This is a genomic window from Acinetobacter sp. OYA S30 (assembly GCF_033599315.1).
In the GTDB taxonomy this organism is placed as follows: domain Bacteria; phylum Pseudomonadota; class Gammaproteobacteria; order Pseudomonadales; family Moraxellaceae; genus Acinetobacter; species Acinetobacter baumannii.
Genome location: NZ_JAWVAV010000010.1, coordinates 1 through 16,653 on the forward strand (window position 1 = coordinate 1; position 16,653 = coordinate 16,653).

A 16,653-nucleotide genomic window follows, 5' to 3' on the forward strand; every position below is an offset into this window, starting at 1 on the left:
ATGTGCAAAGCCAACTCCTTTTTATTGGGAGTTCTGCCAAACATTTATAGAATTATGGTGGCAGAACGAAAGAGGGTTGACAGACTGGTGAAAGATATAACCAGCACACCCGTAGGTGTCCCTCTCCCGTCCTACCGCTACGGGAGGAGACTAGGAGTTTACACATAAGAGTATCCCTCAGATGGAATAACTCTGATGCGATCTTTCATTCAGCCTGTCAAAGCCGGCTGGCAATGTGGCCAGCAGGCAAAGGATAAGCTTCACATTTATTGCAGTCAAGCACACAAAATGACATTTGCTTTAATTTAGAACATTAAAAAAGTAAGGCTAAATAATGATTAAGTTATTGTTTAAGAGGGGTTTATAAAGGTGGGGTTAGGGTAATAGTTTTATAGGGTAAAGTTTTGGAAGTGTAACCATTAAAAAAAGTTTAAAGGTTACAGGATTCTGGGCTTACAAAGACTGATAGAACTTTCCTAATTTTCATTAAAAATTCAATCATATTCAGATTTACTATTAGAGTGAAATTTTACTAGAGAAATAGCTCCATATATATTCTCTATGATCAATCTCATCATTTATAAGCGACTGGATAATAGAACTATCAATGATATATATAAGTAATCTCGCTTCTTCAATAGAAGCATTGCTTTTAATATTTAATAATATTTCTAGTATTATATTAATTAACCATTCTCTATACTTAATAACTACTCGATGAGCTTGAGGATATATTTTTTGTATTTCGAATATAGCCTTAAATATTAAATGGTAGTGAGTTTTTAAATCAGCATGCAAAAAATAAATTTCTTTTAACTTATCTAAATTTTGGCTTTTTAAGTTTGCACTTAAGATTGAACTTACTTGTTGCATTAAAGTTTCCTGATGAAACTCAAGACACAGCTCAATTAGTTTCTCTTTACTTTTGAAGTATTTATAAAAAGTCATCTTGCTAACATTTGACTCTTTAGAGATACGGTCTACTCCAACATTATGAAATCCATGTTGATCAAAAAGATATCTTGAAGTATGGATAATCATTGATGAACTAAAGGGAATTTCCATATTTGACATAAATAAACCGCACTATAAAAAGATTGAAAAAAATATATGCAAGAACTTCATATATTCCATATTTATAATTATAAAATATAAAAAACACAAAAGTCAGCCAAACAATGTTTGTTTTTCATTAATCTACATTTTAGAATTATTATACAAGTGCCTTAAATATAAAACATACATCCTTATTATTTATTTAACTTTCATTAATTTAAATTTAACTCAATATTAACCCATGACTTTTTCTCATGCATTCATGCAAATTAATCCTTTGAAAATAAGCTAACCACTACCTAATTTAAATATAACGTTCACTATACCTCCTTTCTATATGAGCAAAGCCCAAGACATTCTCAATACTGCCGAGAGACTTTTTGACTATCAAGGCTTTCATGCAACTGGAATTGATCAGATTGTTCGTGAAGCTGAGGTAACTCCACGAACTCTTTATCGACACTTTCACTCAAAGGAACAATTGATTTTAAAAGTCCTTGAGGAAAGAGAATTACGCTTTTTTAGAAAGCTACAGCAATGCATTGAGAATAAAGAAAACTCTATTCCAAATTGGGTAGCCGTTTTTAATGAGTTGGAAAACTGGTTCACAGAAGAAAGTGACAGAGGATGTTTATTTTTACGTGCTCTAGCTGAGTATCGTCATAAAGAGACTGAAATAGTGCAGACCGTGCTTATTCATAAACAACGCACACTAGATTTTTTAATGGGCCAATTTGCTAAAACTTCATCTGATCATTTTAAAGATAGAGCTGAAAGTTTGATGCTTATCATTGAAGGTGCCGTTGCCTTAGCTCCTGTAATCGGTGGTAAAGCAGCAATTCAAAGAGCCAGTAAGTTAGCCCATCAATTATTACAACCTACAACCCACCCACTACTTCACTAGGAGAAACATATGGTACTGCCTACTAAAATGCATGCTGTGCTATTAAAGGGACACGGTGGTCTTGACCAGCTTGAATATCGTACTGATGTAACAGTTCCTACCCCAGCAGATGATGAAGTTTTAATTCAAGTTTCTGCAGCTGGTGTAAACAATACAGATATTAATACTCGTATTGGTTGGTACTCGAAGACAAATGAACAAGCTACAAATACAGGTGGTGCTAATGGTCTTGAAAGTATTAGCGATGATGATGCATCTTGGTCAGGTACACCTCTTAAATTCCCATTTATTCAAGGTGCGGATTGCTGCGGAAAAATCGTTGCAGTCGGTAAAAATGTAGATCCATCTCGTATTGGTGAACGAGTCATTGTCCGCACTATGTTACGTGCTTACGTTGATTATCGTCCTTATGAGTGCTGGACTTTCGGTAGTGAATGTAACGGCGGTTTTGCTCAATTTGCTACAGTTAAATCTGCCGAAGCTTACAAAATCAATTCAGATTGGACAGATGAAGAATTAGCTTCTATTCCCTGCTCTTATTCAACAGCTGAAAATATGCTACACCGAATTGGATTAGGTGCAGAAACTGTATTAATTACAGGTGCATCTGGTGGTGTAGGTTCTGCAGCAGTACAGCTTGCAAAACGCCGTGGTGCTCAAGTTATTGCTCTTTGCTCATTACCTAAAGCTGATGAAGTATTAGCTTGTGGTGCAGATCGTGTAATTGACCGTAATGCTGACTTAGTTAAAGAGTTAGGTAAAGAATCAATTGATGTAGTCATTGATTTAATTGGTGGACCACAATGGCCTTCTTTATTAGAAGTCTTACGTAAAGGTGGGCGCTATGCAAATGCTGGGGCAATCGCTGGTCCTATTTCGCAGATCGATCTACGTACTGTGTATTTAAATGATTTGACTTTGATGGGCTGTACATTCCAAGAAGATGAAGTGTTTACCAACCTCATTTCATATATCGAGAAAAATGAAATTCGTCCTTTAGTGGCTAAGACTTATCCCCTCAATGAAATCGCTAAAGCTCAAGAAGAGTTTCTAAGCAAGAAACACTTGGGCAAGCTGGTTTTGACTGTTCCAACAGTTGAAGCATAGATCGGATCTAAGTGAATGGTGTTACTTATGCTTCATTCTAATCAATAGAGATGTCATCAGTAACACCAAGAATAAATAGTCTTAAAGACAAGGATATATTCATGAAAATTTCTGAGATACATCTCTATCAATATGATTTACCTGTTGCTAATGCCCCTTACAAAATGGGACATGCTGAACTCTATAGCTTATCTACAATACTAGTGAAAGTCGTTGCTGATAATGGATTATATGGATGGGGGGAGACTTGCCCGTTGGGTTCAACTTATGCTGAGTCTTATCCGGAAGGAGCTTTAGCTGCTTTAAGTTTTATCGCAAAAGGGCTTATTGGCACAGAGATATTACCCATTAATCTTCATCATCGTATGGATAGTTTACTTAATGGGCATAATTATGCAAAAGCAGCATTTGATATCGCAGCCCATGATCTTTTAGGTAAACATCTCAATTTAAGTGTATCGGATCTTTTAGGTGGTGCTCTTACAGATCGGGTACCTTCCTATTATGCTCTTGTAATACGCAAACCAGAGGAGACTGCTCAACAAGCTGCAGAAAAATGTGCTGAAGGCTATCCTCGACTACAAATTAAAGTAGGAGGCCGAACAGTTGAAGAGGATGTTGAGACAATTCAACAAGTTTGGCAGGCTATACGTGGTAAAAATGTTCGGCTTGCAGTTGATGGCAATCGCTGTTTAACAAGTCGTGATGCTATTCACTTAAGTCAGGCGTGTGCCAATGTACCATTTATTTTAGAGCAACCTTGTAACACAGTGGAGGAGTTACAAAGGATTCGCTCTCAAATCAACCACGCTTTGTATATGGATGAAAACAGCACCAGTTTAAATATTGCCGTAAATGCAGTTAGTTCTAATTTAGTAGATGGCTTTGGAATGAAAGTTACTAGAATTGGCGGGTTACATCGAATGCGAACATTCAGAGATATATGCGAAGCTTATAGCCTCCCCCACACTTGTGATGATGCATGGGGTGGCGACATTCTTGCAGCTGCATGTACACATATTGGAGCAACTGTTAGTCCTAAATTACTTGAAGGTGTATGGATTGCTGACCCCTATATTGCCCAGCACTATGATGAAGAAAATGGTCCACGTGTTCAAAACGGCTATATTCAAGTTCCCAAAGGTCCTGGCCTAGGTATTGATCCAGACGTAACTCTCTTTGGCCATCCAGTAAATTCATTTTCATGATTAAATTTAGAATTAACTCTAGTTAAAATTTAGCTAGAGAAATAAAGCACTAAAAATATTTTTAAATACACCATTACAATGGTGTATTTACATTTGAATTTTAAAAAATAGTTTAAAAACTAAAATATAAAAAATTCAAATGTATGATTAAAACTCATCATATCTTGAAAATATATCCATTGAAGCGAACCGTACATTTCACCTATCTTGAGCATGTTTTAGTCAGGGAGAATACAGATGAAACAGTGGAATTATTCAAATGCTAGAGCACAACTTACCATGATTATGGATCAAGCTGTTGCTGGGCATCCTGTAGAAATTACTCGCAGAGGTCGGGAATCTGCAGTAATTATTAGCAAAGCTTCTTATGAGGCTTACAAGAAAGCCGAATACGATGTTGCTTACTATAAAATTTCAGCTTCTAAAGAAAATTCAGAAGCTTAAAGACATCTCCAAAAATATTCTTTATTCATGCAGCAAGGTTCCATGAAGCTCAATATTTCTTTAATTCAACTTGGTTCCTTGTTTGCATTTATCTCTGCATTTCTATTTAGCAGTAAAGCAATTTTTATTAAACAGGCATATAGTCTTACTCCATCATTAGATGCTATTACCCTAATGGCTATCCGTATGGGAATTGCTCTACCCTTCTTTTTAGTTATCTGTTGGTTTTGTCGCCATCAAAATCGGAATATCAAGCTAATAGATTTTCTATATCTACTTTCTGTTGGCTTGTTAGGCTATTACATTTCTAGCTGGCTCGATTTCTATGGACTCATGTTTATTACCGCATCACTAGAGCGAATTATTTTATTTTTATATCCCACTATGACCGTTTTAGCATCGAGTTTTATCCTCAAGCAAAAATTAAGTTCAAAAACGATATTTGCACTTGTCTTAAGTTATGGAGGAACAGTCATTGTGATGTTCCAAGAGCAAAAAACGCTTCCAGATCAACATAACTTCTGGTTTGGAGCAAGCCTAGTATTTGCTAGTGCAGTTGCTTTTGCTTGCTACCTTTTACTTACTCCACCATTAATCAAAAAATTTGGTTCATGGAACTTAACAGGACTATCTTTATCTGCAGCTTGTATTGGTACACTTATACATTTTCTAATGGTAACCAGTCATCCTGTACAACTACTTACTTCTTTACCTATACAAGTTATTTGGTACGGAATCTGTTTAGGTTTATTTGTTACGGTTCTACCCACCCTCTTATTAATATTGAGTATAGAGTACGTAGGTGCAACACAATCAGCAATTATTTCATCCATTAGCCCAATTGTTACTATTCTTTTTTCAGTCTTCCTTTTAAACGAGCATTTAAATACAATCCAGTGGCTAGGTTGTTTTCTTAATATTTTTGGTGTGATGCTGATTACACTTAAAAGAAAATAAGACCAACAATTAAATTATAAAAGATATATTTTAAGTATTTTTATTATTTATTTTTAATGATGATAAAAAGTCATTAACTCATGATTATTTATCGTGCTCGACTAACTATTAAAGTACCCATTTAAAAATTATGATTAGTTTTTTAATCGGGTCTATCGTATGAGCCGCCAAATCTCAACCTTAATCGGTGTTTCAGCTTTATTACTTTGGTCCACTTTAGTTGGCTTACTCAGGCTTTCTACAGAAAGTTTTGGTCCTATCTATACAGTGACTTATGTATATACCATCAGTGCTATTATTTTGTTCTTAACATATGGCCTGCCCGATTTAAAAAAGGTTTCAAAGAATTTTCTTATTTTATCTAGCTTGCTTTTTGTTGTTTTTGAATTATGTTTTGCCTTTTCAATTACTCTAGCAAATTCATCAGAAAAATCGATTGAAATGAATATTATTTTTAATATGTGGCCGACTTTAATTATTATTATGTTGGCAGTATTAAAAGAAGAAAAAGTAAACTTATTGACTATATTAGGAGTGATCGTAAGTTTTGCAGGAATAGTTATCATTAACTATCACCCTAATCTAAACTTTATTGATAACTTCTCAAAAAATCCGATTAGTTACTTGCTCATTTTTTTAGCTGCTATTCTTTGGGCCGTTTATTGTATTTATACCAAAAAGCAAAGTAATGGAACTAATGCTGTTTCGCTCTATTTTATATTAACTGCAATAGCTTTATGGATTCTTACTCTCTCTACTCAAGGTTTCCACCTACCCCATGCTCAAGGTATTAATGGCTATATATTTGTCTTAATTAATACTGTTTTTTTCTCTATGGGTTATCTGGCTTGGAATATTGGTATTATCAAAGGCAACATGCCCGTTTTGATTATGCTTTCTTATTTTTCTCCAATTTTCTCATCAGCATTCTCAGCTTTTGTTTTGAACTCCGATTTAACAATCAATTTTTGGTACGGTGCATTAACGGTTACTTTAGGATCATTAATCTGTTGGTACTCAATTCGAAAAAACCATGTTCAACATAACCAAGCGAAATTAGCTTCTTAATTTTTTAGTCACAGCCATACTATTTTGGCTGTGACTTTTTACTTTTATCAAACTTTATCAATCAAACGTGTAACACCATTTACAATCATATCGACTGCGATTGTTCCAATTAATAAAGCAGCTAACCTCCCTACAATATCAAAATAACGATCAATATATTTGGCATGGCTATAACGTAAGTGATCATGAGAAAATTTCATTGCTATCAAAACACTACAGCTCACAAATAGTACTAAAGCGATCACTATAGCCGCCTCTAAAAGAGACATACTCATGCCTGTCACTACAGCTGCACTAATTGTTCCAGGACCAATCATAAATGGCATAGCTACTGTGCCAGCCAAATGTTCAGGTGCTCCTCGCATTTCTCCAATAGTATCAGCACCCTGAAATACATACCGATATCCAATCACCAGAAAAATCAGGCCACCAAAAATTAGAAATGATTCAAACCTTACATTTAAGTACCGATTAAAAATTGCTTCACCACCCCATGCAAATAAAAGAAATACCACATATGCAATGAGGCTTCCTTGAATCAAAGCCTTATTAAACACTCTGGTTTCTGTATGACGGATTAGCCCAATCATATAGATACTCATGAGGAATGGATTAAGTAATGAGAAAAATAAAATAAATGTACTAATAAATGGTGAAGACATTTTTATTATTCCTAAACGACTTCAGGAAGCTTTTAAACTTCCTGAAAATTGACAAATGAAAAACCTGTACAAACTTTTAGAAGCTATAAATCAACATTAGATTGAGGAGTTTGTTCCACTTCCCATCATCACCTGCTGCAAGAGAACTACCATTGCCGCCAACAAATGGATCGTTTTTACTCATCACATATTCGGTATATAAAGAAATATTTTTATAGTCCCACGCCACTCCAACAATGTTGCGCTGAGAGTCATCAAATCCATTTTCTTTCTTGTTAAAACCACTAAAAACAACATACGGCGTAACATTGAGCGAATCTTTAACATTCTTAAAAACATAGCTCGTATCAACAGTATAGAAATATCCTTTGTTCGCAATGTCATATTCGCCATCAAAAGAACCGAAAGTTGAGCTAGCTGGGCTTAATGCATCTTTATTACTAATCGATTGTCGCCCTCCAGTAAGCACGACATTCAGATTTTTATAGTTAATACGGTTAAATAGCGCCCATGTATTTCTCGTACCATCTGCAGAAGTTTTTTTATTCTCAATGTCTGAATACCAATAACTTCCCCCCACCGATACTTTGAGATCATCTGTACTTAAAAACTTAAGATCTTGATCGACACGTGCCATCCACATGTTTTTTTCATTCAGGTTTGTTTTGAGTGGATCAGATGAGGTAACAACATTAGCCGTATAACGTGCTGAGTCTTTACTACTTCCGTGGTAGTTACCACCATCAGTTGCAAAATAAGCCAAATCTACTTTAGTAGCAAACGGTAATTCAAAGTGATAGTTCGCACCTAAATTGGAAGCATCTTGCAAACCCATTGTGTTGTTAATACCAGCATAAAAGCTGCTATCCCAAAAACGACCTGGACCAAAAGGAATGGGTTGCACACCTACAGTAATATGATCTGTCGCGTTTAAATGGTAGCCAGCATAGCCATAAACTAGAGTCGAGAAATCACAGAATTTATCGTATTGATAACAACGATATTCGACTTTTCCAAACCAGTCGGGTGACTCATAACCTAGCCTTAAAATAGCTGCATCAAATTTTATTTTCTGATCTGATGCAGACTCGCCGTAATCCTTATCTTGATAATTCCCACGTAAAGCACCTGAAATTGTTAAAGCACCCGTATCACTTTTAGGATCTCCAAAAGTTACTCCGGCAAAAGCAGGTAACGCCATTCCAACTGAAATTAACCCAAATCCAAGTGTTAAATAGACCTTGCTCATTTACAAATCCTTGTTTAAATGAAGATTTGCAGAAAACCTTTCCTGTCCTCTGCTTATTTTTTTCAGACAACACTTCCCTGTTCAGGAGAAGCTCCTGAAATTTAAAATTTTCGTTAATTTGTATTAGCCCTAATTCAGAGCTACGTTCTCATAAGAATAAAACGACCCACATTATTTTTTCCTGAACAATATGGGTCGTTTCTTTTATGCAATTCCGTGCAACTCTTTCCAGTTACCTGGATGTACTACGTAACCAAATACCGCATGTCCACCATAAATTAGCTCGGTTCCTTCAGGAATCCACAACATTTGTCCTGGACGAACTTCATATTTTTGACCGTTAGCAGTAAGTTCAAAACAGCCTTCAATTACAAAAATGACTTCGTCATAAAGTAATTTCCAACTTACCTCTGCCCCTTCCCAACGTGCAAAACCAATACCCATATTTGGGGAAACATCAGCTCCTAATGCTCTTGCAACATAAGCCGTACCATCTGGTGTTTCGCCACGTAAATTGAAATTAAGTTGAGCGCTATCAACTAACTTTACTTCTTTCATCTATTTCTCCCGCTTACAATTCACTACGACTGCGCCATTTTTCAAATCTGATACGTGTTCTAACACCTAAACCTAAGAACGGTTCTGGTGGATTTAAACTAGGCATACCAGTTACATACTGAATATCTTTTAAAGCTTGGGAATCTGAGCCAACAACGAGATCAGCCAATAACGTTCCTGAAATTGTGCCCCATGCTGCTCCTACACCATTGTCGCAAGCACTCGCATAAACGCCGTCTTCTAACTCCCCAAAGAAGTTAGTGAAGTTACGAGAAATCGCATAAACACCACCCCATGTATGGGTAAATGGAACATTAGCTAAATTCGGATAACGAGCTAAAAATGCCTTGCGATGATCTTCTTGTATCCAACGACGATTATCATCACTTACATTTGCACCGTATTTTGGGACATGCTTATAAGTGTTACGGATTAGAATACGGCGATCAGCTGTCATTCTTAACGTTGTACCAGCATGATCAGCTGGAGTAAGTCCCCAATCTAACTCACCCTGATAAACTTTCATCTCTTGGTCAGTTAATGGACGCGTCCAGCTCGCAAAGGTCATAACTGGTAATAAACGGTTCTTCAAATAACCAAATTCACGAGTAAAAATACTAGTTGCCAGCAATACTTTCGGTGTTGTGATTGACCCATGGTCACCCTGTAATAGCCATTGGTTATTACTTTTTTGCAAACTACGAATTGGTGATTGCTCTAATAACTCCACATTGTCTGGTAAGTGGTCACCCATACCACGCACTAAAGCTGCTGGTTGCATCAAATATGAACCAGGAGTAAAAATCGCACGACTATAAAAATCTGTACCTAAAACTTTTTTAAGTTCTGCTTTTTCAACCCAACGATATGGTTCACCTAAATCTTTCATTAGATGCTCAAAATGATTGAGATGTGCTTCACCACGCTCACCTACAGCACCTTGATATTTACCAGCTGCAGACCATTGGCAATCAATGTTATAGCGCTCTACTAGGCCTTGTAACTGAGCAATTGCTGAACGATTCAGACTTAATAACTTTTGCTTATGAGAAGAGTCAGGATGCGATAATGCAAACTTATGTGGTAAATCAATAACAAACCCTGAGTTACGACCAGAAGCACCTTCAGCTACACGTTGTGCATCAACTAGAATAATACGGGCATGCGGTTTGAGTTCAGCTAATCTTCGAGCTGCTGCCAATCCTGCAAAGCCTGCTCCAATAATGGCATAGTCAGCTTTTTGTAGACCTATTAACTTTTTAGCAGGACCGGCTGGAGGCAATGCTGCATACCACCCACAAGTATTATCATCATTTGGTAAAGCAATCATTTTGTTATTCCTTTAACTTAAACTGTGGATGGGCACGAATTTAATTTCTCAAGCCATTCAGTACGATGGTGTTGTAATTGACGACCGAGTAAGGCAAAGCCTATTAATTTATCTTGCTCATTGTAAAAACCAGCCGCCAACTCCCCATCGTGCTCTTCCACTCTCCACTCACCTGTTTCCATTGCTGGCAATACAGAAAGTGGCAAAATTGGGGTTTTTACTAAAACTGGGGTCGCTTTCAGATCTGCGTCAGTTGATTGACCTAAAAGATTATTAACTAAAGCAGGTAGTGCTTGAGTGATTGGATTGATATATGGTGCCCATTGTCCGTTCACTTCTGCACAGTCACCTAAAGCAAAAATTGAAGGATCACTACTACGATGATCCAGACCAGTACAGATACCACGTGCTGTCTCTAGACCTGCTTCTTGAGCAAGAGCAATATTTGGTCTTAAACCTACTGCACTTAATACCAAATCAGTTTCAATTATTTGGCCATCTTGTAGTGTTAACTGATAACAACCATTTGCAGATTGAATAGAGCGGATACTATTTTGTAATTTCCACTCTACTCCTAACTGGCTAAGCGCATTTTGTAGAGCATGACCTAAAGGTTCTGGAATAAGACGTTCCATTGCCCATTTACCAAGTCCGATGACAGTAACTTTAATCCCATGTGCAGCTAAATCATTAGCAAATTCACAGCCGATGAGACCATCACCAAGAATGGTGACATGTTTTTTATCTGCCAATTGCTGACGGAAACGACGGTAATCTGCCAGATCATTTACGCTTAATGTTGCAGACGAATCACCTTCAATAGGTATAACAATTGGCGTGGCACCAGTGGCTATCACCAATTTTCCATAATGGTAATCACCAATAGTGGTTTGAAGCTTTTTATTGGCGCGGTCAATATGAGTCACTTTCGTATGTGGATAAACACGGATATTTAAACGTTGCTCCCAACTAAGAGCAGATTCACGAACTAGACTATCTCCGTCTTTACCTAATGCTAGTGCATTAGATAAAGCTGGTTTGCTATATAAGGCGCCATCATCAGCAGTAAATACGGTAATAGACAAGTCTGGAGATTGTGCACGTAAATTCGAAGCTACATGATAGCCAGCATGGCCACTACCAATAATAACAACTGGTTCAATAACTGCAGCGGCTGCTACTTGAGGGATTTCGTCCTCTTCAATATCTGTGATATCAAGCATTTCGAAATCAGCTTTACCCACCTGACACTCTGGACACATCCAGTCATCTGGGATGTCTTCCCATTTTGTCCCTGGTGCTATCCCATCAGCAGGCCAGCCTTTAGCTTCATCATAGATCCAGCCACAGACAATACATAACCACTTTCTCATCTTGTCTATTTCCCTTATTTCTTACTAATTACACGCTATGTTTCAAACGGATACCGATATTGCGAGTTTGAACATAACTGTAGATGGCTTCCTGCCCTTTTTCGCGACCAAAACCAGATAAGCCCACACCACCAAATGGTGTTTCGATACCACCGGCAAACCATTCGTTTATAAAGACTTGACCGGCGATAAGACGGTTAGCTACTCGAAGTGTTTGATTCAGATTTTCACCAAATACACCTGCAACAAGTCCAAAGTCCGTACCATTTGCGATTGCAACTGCCTGGTCTTCGTCATCGAATGGCATAATCACCATTACAGGTCCAAAAACTTCTTCTTGAGCAATCGACATATCATCTTTTGCTTCAATAATTGTTGGCAGGACGAAGTAACCTTCTAGATCTGCAGCCTTCCCACCTGTTAAAACATTGGCACCTTCTTCACGTGCCTTATCAATCATGGCAAGAATCTGTTGTTGCTGATCTTTAGATACAACTGGAGTAAGTTCGGCATTACTTTCGCCAATACCTACAGTTAAGCTCTCTGCAAGATTAACAACAGCTGCTTTAACTTCTTCATAGCGACTGCGGTGAACCAATAAGCGAGACATCGCTGAGCAAACTTGACCAGAGTTATAGAAAATTCCGACTTTAACGCTACGCAGTAATTGCTCAAGATCAACATCAGCAAAAGCAATTGCAGCTGACTTACCGCCTAACTCCATAACTGAAGGTGTTGCACGTTCAGCCGCATCTTTCAAAATGCGTTGGCCTGTTGGTACTGAACCGGTAAATACGATTTGATTCGTATCTTGATGCTTAACAAGATGGGTACCAATTTCTGAACCTTTACCACAAAGCAAGTTCACTGCACCTTGTGGGAAACCAGCTTTCTCAATAGCTTTGATGAGTAAAATCATTCCTAAAGGTGAAACTTCAGGTGACTTAATTACAACCGCATTCCCAGCTGCTAAAGCAGGTGCTAATGAGCGTGCACAGATCGAAACAGGAAAGTTCCAAGGTACGATTTGAACCGATACACCCATTGGAATATATGAGGTGAAATCGACATAATCTTTACCTAAAGGTACCGAGATACCTTCAACTTTATCTGCCATACCTGCGTAGTATTCAAAATAGCGAGCGGCTTCATCGAACTCTTCACGTGCAGTATCAATATTTTTGCCATTTTCACGACATAGGATTAATGCACCCTCTTCAGCAATTTCACGAATCGCTTCTGCAGCTTTTAACATCCATGCAGTGCGCTTCGCAGGACGCACATCTGTTAAAGCTCCGCTATTCACACATCGACGTGCTGCAGCCATTGCAGCATCTGCATCTTCAATACTTGCACGAGCCACTGTTGCAAAAGCTTTGTCAGTTGCTGGATTGATAACTTCCAATTGGCGAGAAGCATCTCGCCATTGGCCATCAACGTAGTTGAGGTAATGTTGCATTTTATGCCTCCAAAGCTTTTTTAGCTTGAGTCGCCAACCATTTTTGGAAGAAGTGAGTTGGTAAATCCATCTCTGGAGAGAAAACTCCGCCACCAAAACCAGGTGAATGACGACCTTTTTGCATGGTTTCTACTGCAAACACATCTTCAGCAAATACAACTTTCCATGATTCTAAAGTTGCTTCACGGCATGCATCATATTTAGGGTCTAGTGACTCATCACCAACGTAATACAGGCGTAATTTTTCAATTGTTTGTTCTGGAGCAATTGGATCAATCATCATTGCAAATGCGTGATCAGCTTGAATACCTAACAATACGTTCGGGAATACAGCGACATATTCTGCATGACGCAATTGATCTTCTGGCCAACTTGGGAATTTTGGTAAATGGGTACCCGCTGTAGCTGACAAGTTATATTTATAACTGCCCTGACCAGCAAATCGATCTTCGAACATAATGTTGTAATGATCTTCAAGTTTTGAATACGTATTTAATGCTGGGTGTACCCATGGTAAGTGATAAGCTTCGCAATAGTTTTCAACTGTAAGCTTCCAGTTACTTTTTACAGGTAACTCAAAAGTTGAACCTACTTTACTGCTACGAATAAGCTCTAAACCGTTTTCACCCAAGAAAGGCTTCCAACGTTCAACTAGTGGTGCAATATGCTCTTCAAAAGTTGGTGCATCACCAGATATATTGACGAAAACCATATCCATCCAGATTGCTGAACGGAGAGCTTTTAAACCATGTTTTTCACATTTAAAGCGTTCATCTTTATGTTGGTTAATTCCGCCAACATGTGGAGTACCTTTTAAGTTACCGTTTAGGTCATAACTCCAAGAGTGGTATTGGCAACGAATCACACCCTCAATAGTGCCTTCTTCTTGCACTAAAATCATACCGCGATGGCTACAAACGTTATGGAAAACATGAAGTTCCCCTTCTCGGTTGCGCATCATTACCAAAGGCATACCCATGAAATTAACAGGCTTCACATAGCTCTTTTTAGGCAAATCTGATGCAAAACCTACGCACACCCATGTTTTGCTTAAAATATTGTCACGTTCAAAATTAAAATATTCGTTACTGGTATATGCTAAATTTGGCATACCATTTGATTCAGTAATAGGATTCAAAACGTTATCGACTTGCTGAACCGTAATTAATTGCTGGCTAACTCGACTATTCATCTGATGATCTCCATATATTTAAAACTAACGCAGAACTCCCTGCGTTGAGATGATTTGCACACTCTGCTATTTCTTTACAGATTGTGTTAAATATCGATTCGTCCGACAAACGACTTTTTAGCTAGGCATATATGAGTTTTTCTCATGCGTAAATAAGCGGATTTAGCCACTACGATTTTTATAAAAATAATTGTTATCTATGACTAAAACTCACTAGTCAGTGAGAATAAATCAGTTGAGCTATCTTCTCCCACCTCACTACCCTGTAATATTAGTATTAAGCAGCTAATCGTTTTTTTAGCTGTTGGAAACGCATCCAAGGAGTAGTTATGCGTACAACAACAGGAGTCATGAAAGGGCTTAATCCGACTGTTACTATTGTCTCAAAGTTATTACTCTTCATTTTTATCGCTTTTTGCATTTTTAAGGAAAAACAGGCAGGTGAATATTTTCAGCTGATATCAAATGCCTTATTACAAAATGCAAAATGGTATCTTCTTCTTTTAGCAACTTTCTTATTAGGATTTATCATCTATTTATGTATGAGCCGTTATGGCCATATCCGTTTAGGAAAGGATGACGAAAAACCCGAGTATAGTAATATTGCTTGGATCTGCATGCTCTTTTCATGTGGGATGGGTATTGGCCTAATGTTTTGGTCAGTAGCAGAACCAATCAGCCACTATGCAAGTAATCCGTTTACCAAAGGACTTTCAGATGAATCTGCCCGGATGGCGATGCAACTGACATTCTTTCATTGGGGATTACATCCATGGGGCTTATTCTGTTTAGTTGCAGTCGCTTTAGGATATTTTGCTTATCGTAAAAACTTACCTTTTGCCATGCGCTCAATTTTATATCCTTTAATAGGTAATAAAATTTATGGACCGGTAGGTAATATCGTCGACATCATAACCATCGTAATTACTGCTTTCGGTATTTCACAATCACTAAGTATGGGAATACTTGAATTAAATACCGGACTTAACCATACATTTGGCATTAGTGTAGATGTCAAAATTCAGCTCGTACTGGTAGTCATTCTTTGCGCCTTAGCTACCATTTCTTTGTTATCGGCAATTAGTAAAGGATTCAAGATCATTGCTGAAGGCAATATGATCATTTCTTATTTATTGGTCTTTATCATTATTTTCATTGGCTCAACTCACTATATTTTAAATACCTTCTTTGAAGGAATAGGTGATTATTTACAAAACATTGTAGGTATGAGTTTATGGAGTGATGCACAAAAAGATTCAGGTTGGCAAAATTGGTGGACTGCATACTATTGGCCTTGGTGGATGACTTGGGCACCTTTTGTTGGTCTTTTCATTGCACGTATTTCTCGTGGCCGCACGATTCGTGAAGTCATTCTAGGTTCACTTGCAGCCCCCACACTTTTGACCTTCCTGTGGATTGCTGCATTTGGTGGAGCTGCACTTAAAATTGAAAAAGCAAATCATCAACCAGTTGCTCAAGAAGTTGTTGTGACCACTTCTCATATAACCCCTCCTCCAGTAGCACCCGCTCATGAAATGACTATTGCAGAAGCAACTAAAAAGGAACCAGCACGAGCTGTGTTTGTATTTTTTGATCATCTTGCTTCTAGTCATAACACAAAAGTATTCTTGAGTGCTCTGCTCTGTCTATTACTAGCTATTCACGTCATTACGCTAGTTAACTCAGGCACACTTGTACTCTGCTTTTTGGATTCCAATGGTGCTACCAATCCATCTGTAGCTATCAGGTTAATCTGGAGCATAATCATTCCATTGATAGGCGGAGGGCTACTATTAACTGGTGGACTATCAGCTATTCAAACGGCTTGTGTCATTGCTGGTTTCCCGATATCAATTCTTTTAGGAATTACCTGTATTTCACTGATTAAAAGCTTAAGGGAAGATCCATTAGCTTGGGTCATGATGCCAGAACATGTTCGTCCTGATTCTTGTAAAACTGAGCAAAAATCAGTTGAGAAACCTAAAGAGAAAAGCTTAACGGAAGTAGATAATCAATATGTAACTGAAACTTAAACTAATTCTAAAAAAAATAGGGATGTTCTCATCCCTATTTTTTATATTTCTCT

15 protein-coding genes and 1 pseudogene are annotated in these 16,653 nt (G+C 37.6%); 7 read left to right on the forward strand and 9 right to left on the reverse strand.

All coding sequences use genetic code 11. The features are described 5' to 3' along the window. Positions 1 to 516 precede the first annotated feature (516 nt). Positions 517 to 1,074: a TetR/AcrR family transcriptional regulator gene (locus R5R67_RS07090; protein ID WP_002041096.1), complete on the reverse strand. Its 558-nt coding sequence runs from the start codon at positions 1,072 to 1,074 to the stop codon at positions 517 to 519. Between the two features lie 319 nt (positions 1,075 to 1,393). Here R5R67_RS07090 and R5R67_RS07095 point away from each other — a divergent pair, with 319 nt between their 5' ends. The 6 genes from R5R67_RS07095 (at position 1,394) to yddG (ending at position 6,744) form a co-directional block, all read left to right on the forward strand. Beyond that, positions 1,394 to 1,960: a TetR/AcrR family transcriptional regulator gene (locus R5R67_RS07095; protein ID WP_000030498.1), complete on the forward strand. Its 567-nt coding sequence runs from the start codon at positions 1,394 to 1,396 to the stop codon at positions 1,958 to 1,960. A 9-nt stretch (positions 1,961 to 1,969) separates the two neighbouring features. Next, positions 1,970 to 3,067: an alcohol dehydrogenase family protein gene (locus R5R67_RS07100; RefSeq protein ID WP_000244007.1), complete on the forward strand. Its 1,098-nt coding sequence runs from the start codon at positions 1,970 to 1,972 to the stop codon at positions 3,065 to 3,067. Between the two features lie 101 nt (positions 3,068 to 3,168). After that, entirely contained in the window at positions 3,169 to 4,275 is a 1,107-nt protein-coding gene (locus tag R5R67_RS07105; RefSeq protein ID WP_000703051.1) for a mandelate racemase/muconate lactonizing enzyme family protein, read from the forward strand. A gap of 237 nt (positions 4,276 to 4,512) precedes the next feature. Then, positions 4,513 to 4,719 (forward strand): type II toxin-antitoxin system Phd/YefM family antitoxin, encoded by a 207-nt coding sequence (locus R5R67_RS07110; RefSeq protein WP_000816059.1) that lies wholly within the window; start codon positions 4,513 to 4,515, stop codon positions 4,717 to 4,719. A 42-nt stretch (positions 4,720 to 4,761) separates the two neighbouring features. Then, positions 4,762 to 5,676, forward strand: coding sequence for a DMT family transporter (locus R5R67_RS07115; RefSeq protein WP_002040118.1), 915 nt, complete (start codon positions 4,762 to 4,764; stop codon positions 5,674 to 5,676). A 159-nt stretch (positions 5,677 to 5,835) separates the two neighbouring features. Further along, positions 5,836 to 6,744 carry an aromatic amino acid DMT transporter YddG gene (yddG, locus tag R5R67_RS07120; RefSeq protein ID WP_000089891.1) on the forward strand — a complete coding sequence of 303 codons (909 nt, stop codon included), beginning with the start codon at positions 5,836 to 5,838 and terminating at the stop codon, positions 6,742 to 6,744. 47 nt (positions 6,745 to 6,791) lie between these two features. Here yddG and R5R67_RS07125 read toward each other — a convergent pair whose 3' ends face one another. The 8 genes and pseudogenes from R5R67_RS07125 to R5R67_RS07160 form a co-directional block, all read right to left on the reverse strand. After that, a complete protein-coding gene (locus tag R5R67_RS07125; protein WP_000097917.1) occupies positions 6,792 to 7,406 on the reverse strand; it encodes a MarC family protein in 615 nt (204 codons plus the stop codon). A gap of 76 nt (positions 7,407 to 7,482) precedes the next feature. Further along, positions 7,483 to 8,655, reverse strand: coding sequence for a hypothetical protein (locus R5R67_RS07130; RefSeq protein ID WP_000049452.1), 1,173 nt, complete (start codon positions 8,653 to 8,655; stop codon positions 7,483 to 7,485). A 204-nt stretch (positions 8,656 to 8,859) separates the two neighbouring features. Then, a complete protein-coding gene (locus tag R5R67_RS07135; protein WP_000665859.1) occupies positions 8,860 to 9,213 on the reverse strand; it encodes an ethanolamine utilization protein EutQ in 354 nt (117 codons plus the stop codon). A 13-nt stretch (positions 9,214 to 9,226) separates the two neighbouring features. Next, the gene (locus R5R67_RS07140; protein WP_000561085.1) at positions 9,227 to 10,543 is read right to left on the reverse strand and encodes an NAD(P)/FAD-dependent oxidoreductase; all 1,317 of its coding nucleotides are present in this window, start codon (positions 10,541 to 10,543) and stop codon (positions 9,227 to 9,229) included. Positions 10,544 to 10,560: 17 nt separating this feature from the next. Continuing rightward, positions 10,561 to 11,766, reverse strand: a complete 1,206-nt coding sequence (locus R5R67_RS07145; protein ID WP_227502014.1) for an NAD(P)/FAD-dependent oxidoreductase — start codon at positions 11,764 to 11,766, stop codon at positions 10,561 to 10,563. Beyond that, positions 11,755 to 11,916, reverse strand: a pseudogene (locus tag R5R67_RS07150) (rubredoxin); the annotation flags it as partial. The gene R5R67_RS07145 and the pseudogene R5R67_RS07150, both read right to left, overlap by 12 nt. Positions 11,917 to 11,944: 28 nt before the next feature. Beyond that, on the reverse strand, positions 11,945 to 13,375 hold the full coding sequence (locus R5R67_RS07155; protein ID WP_001165065.1) for an aldehyde dehydrogenase family protein: 1,431 nt from the start codon (positions 13,373 to 13,375) through the stop codon (positions 11,945 to 11,947). Position 13,376: 1 nt separating this feature from the next. Next, positions 13,377 to 14,567, reverse strand: a complete 1,191-nt coding sequence (locus R5R67_RS07160) for an aromatic ring-hydroxylating oxygenase subunit alpha (protein ID WP_001088749.1) — start codon at positions 14,565 to 14,567, stop codon at positions 13,377 to 13,379. Between the two features lie 329 nt (positions 14,568 to 14,896). Between R5R67_RS07160 and R5R67_RS07165 the strand changes: the two genes are divergently transcribed. Then, complete coding sequence (locus R5R67_RS07165; RefSeq protein WP_001261040.1) at positions 14,897 to 16,600, forward strand: BCCT family transporter; 1,704 nt, start codon at positions 14,897 to 14,899, stop codon at positions 16,598 to 16,600. Positions 16,601 to 16,653: the final 53 nt, after the last annotated feature.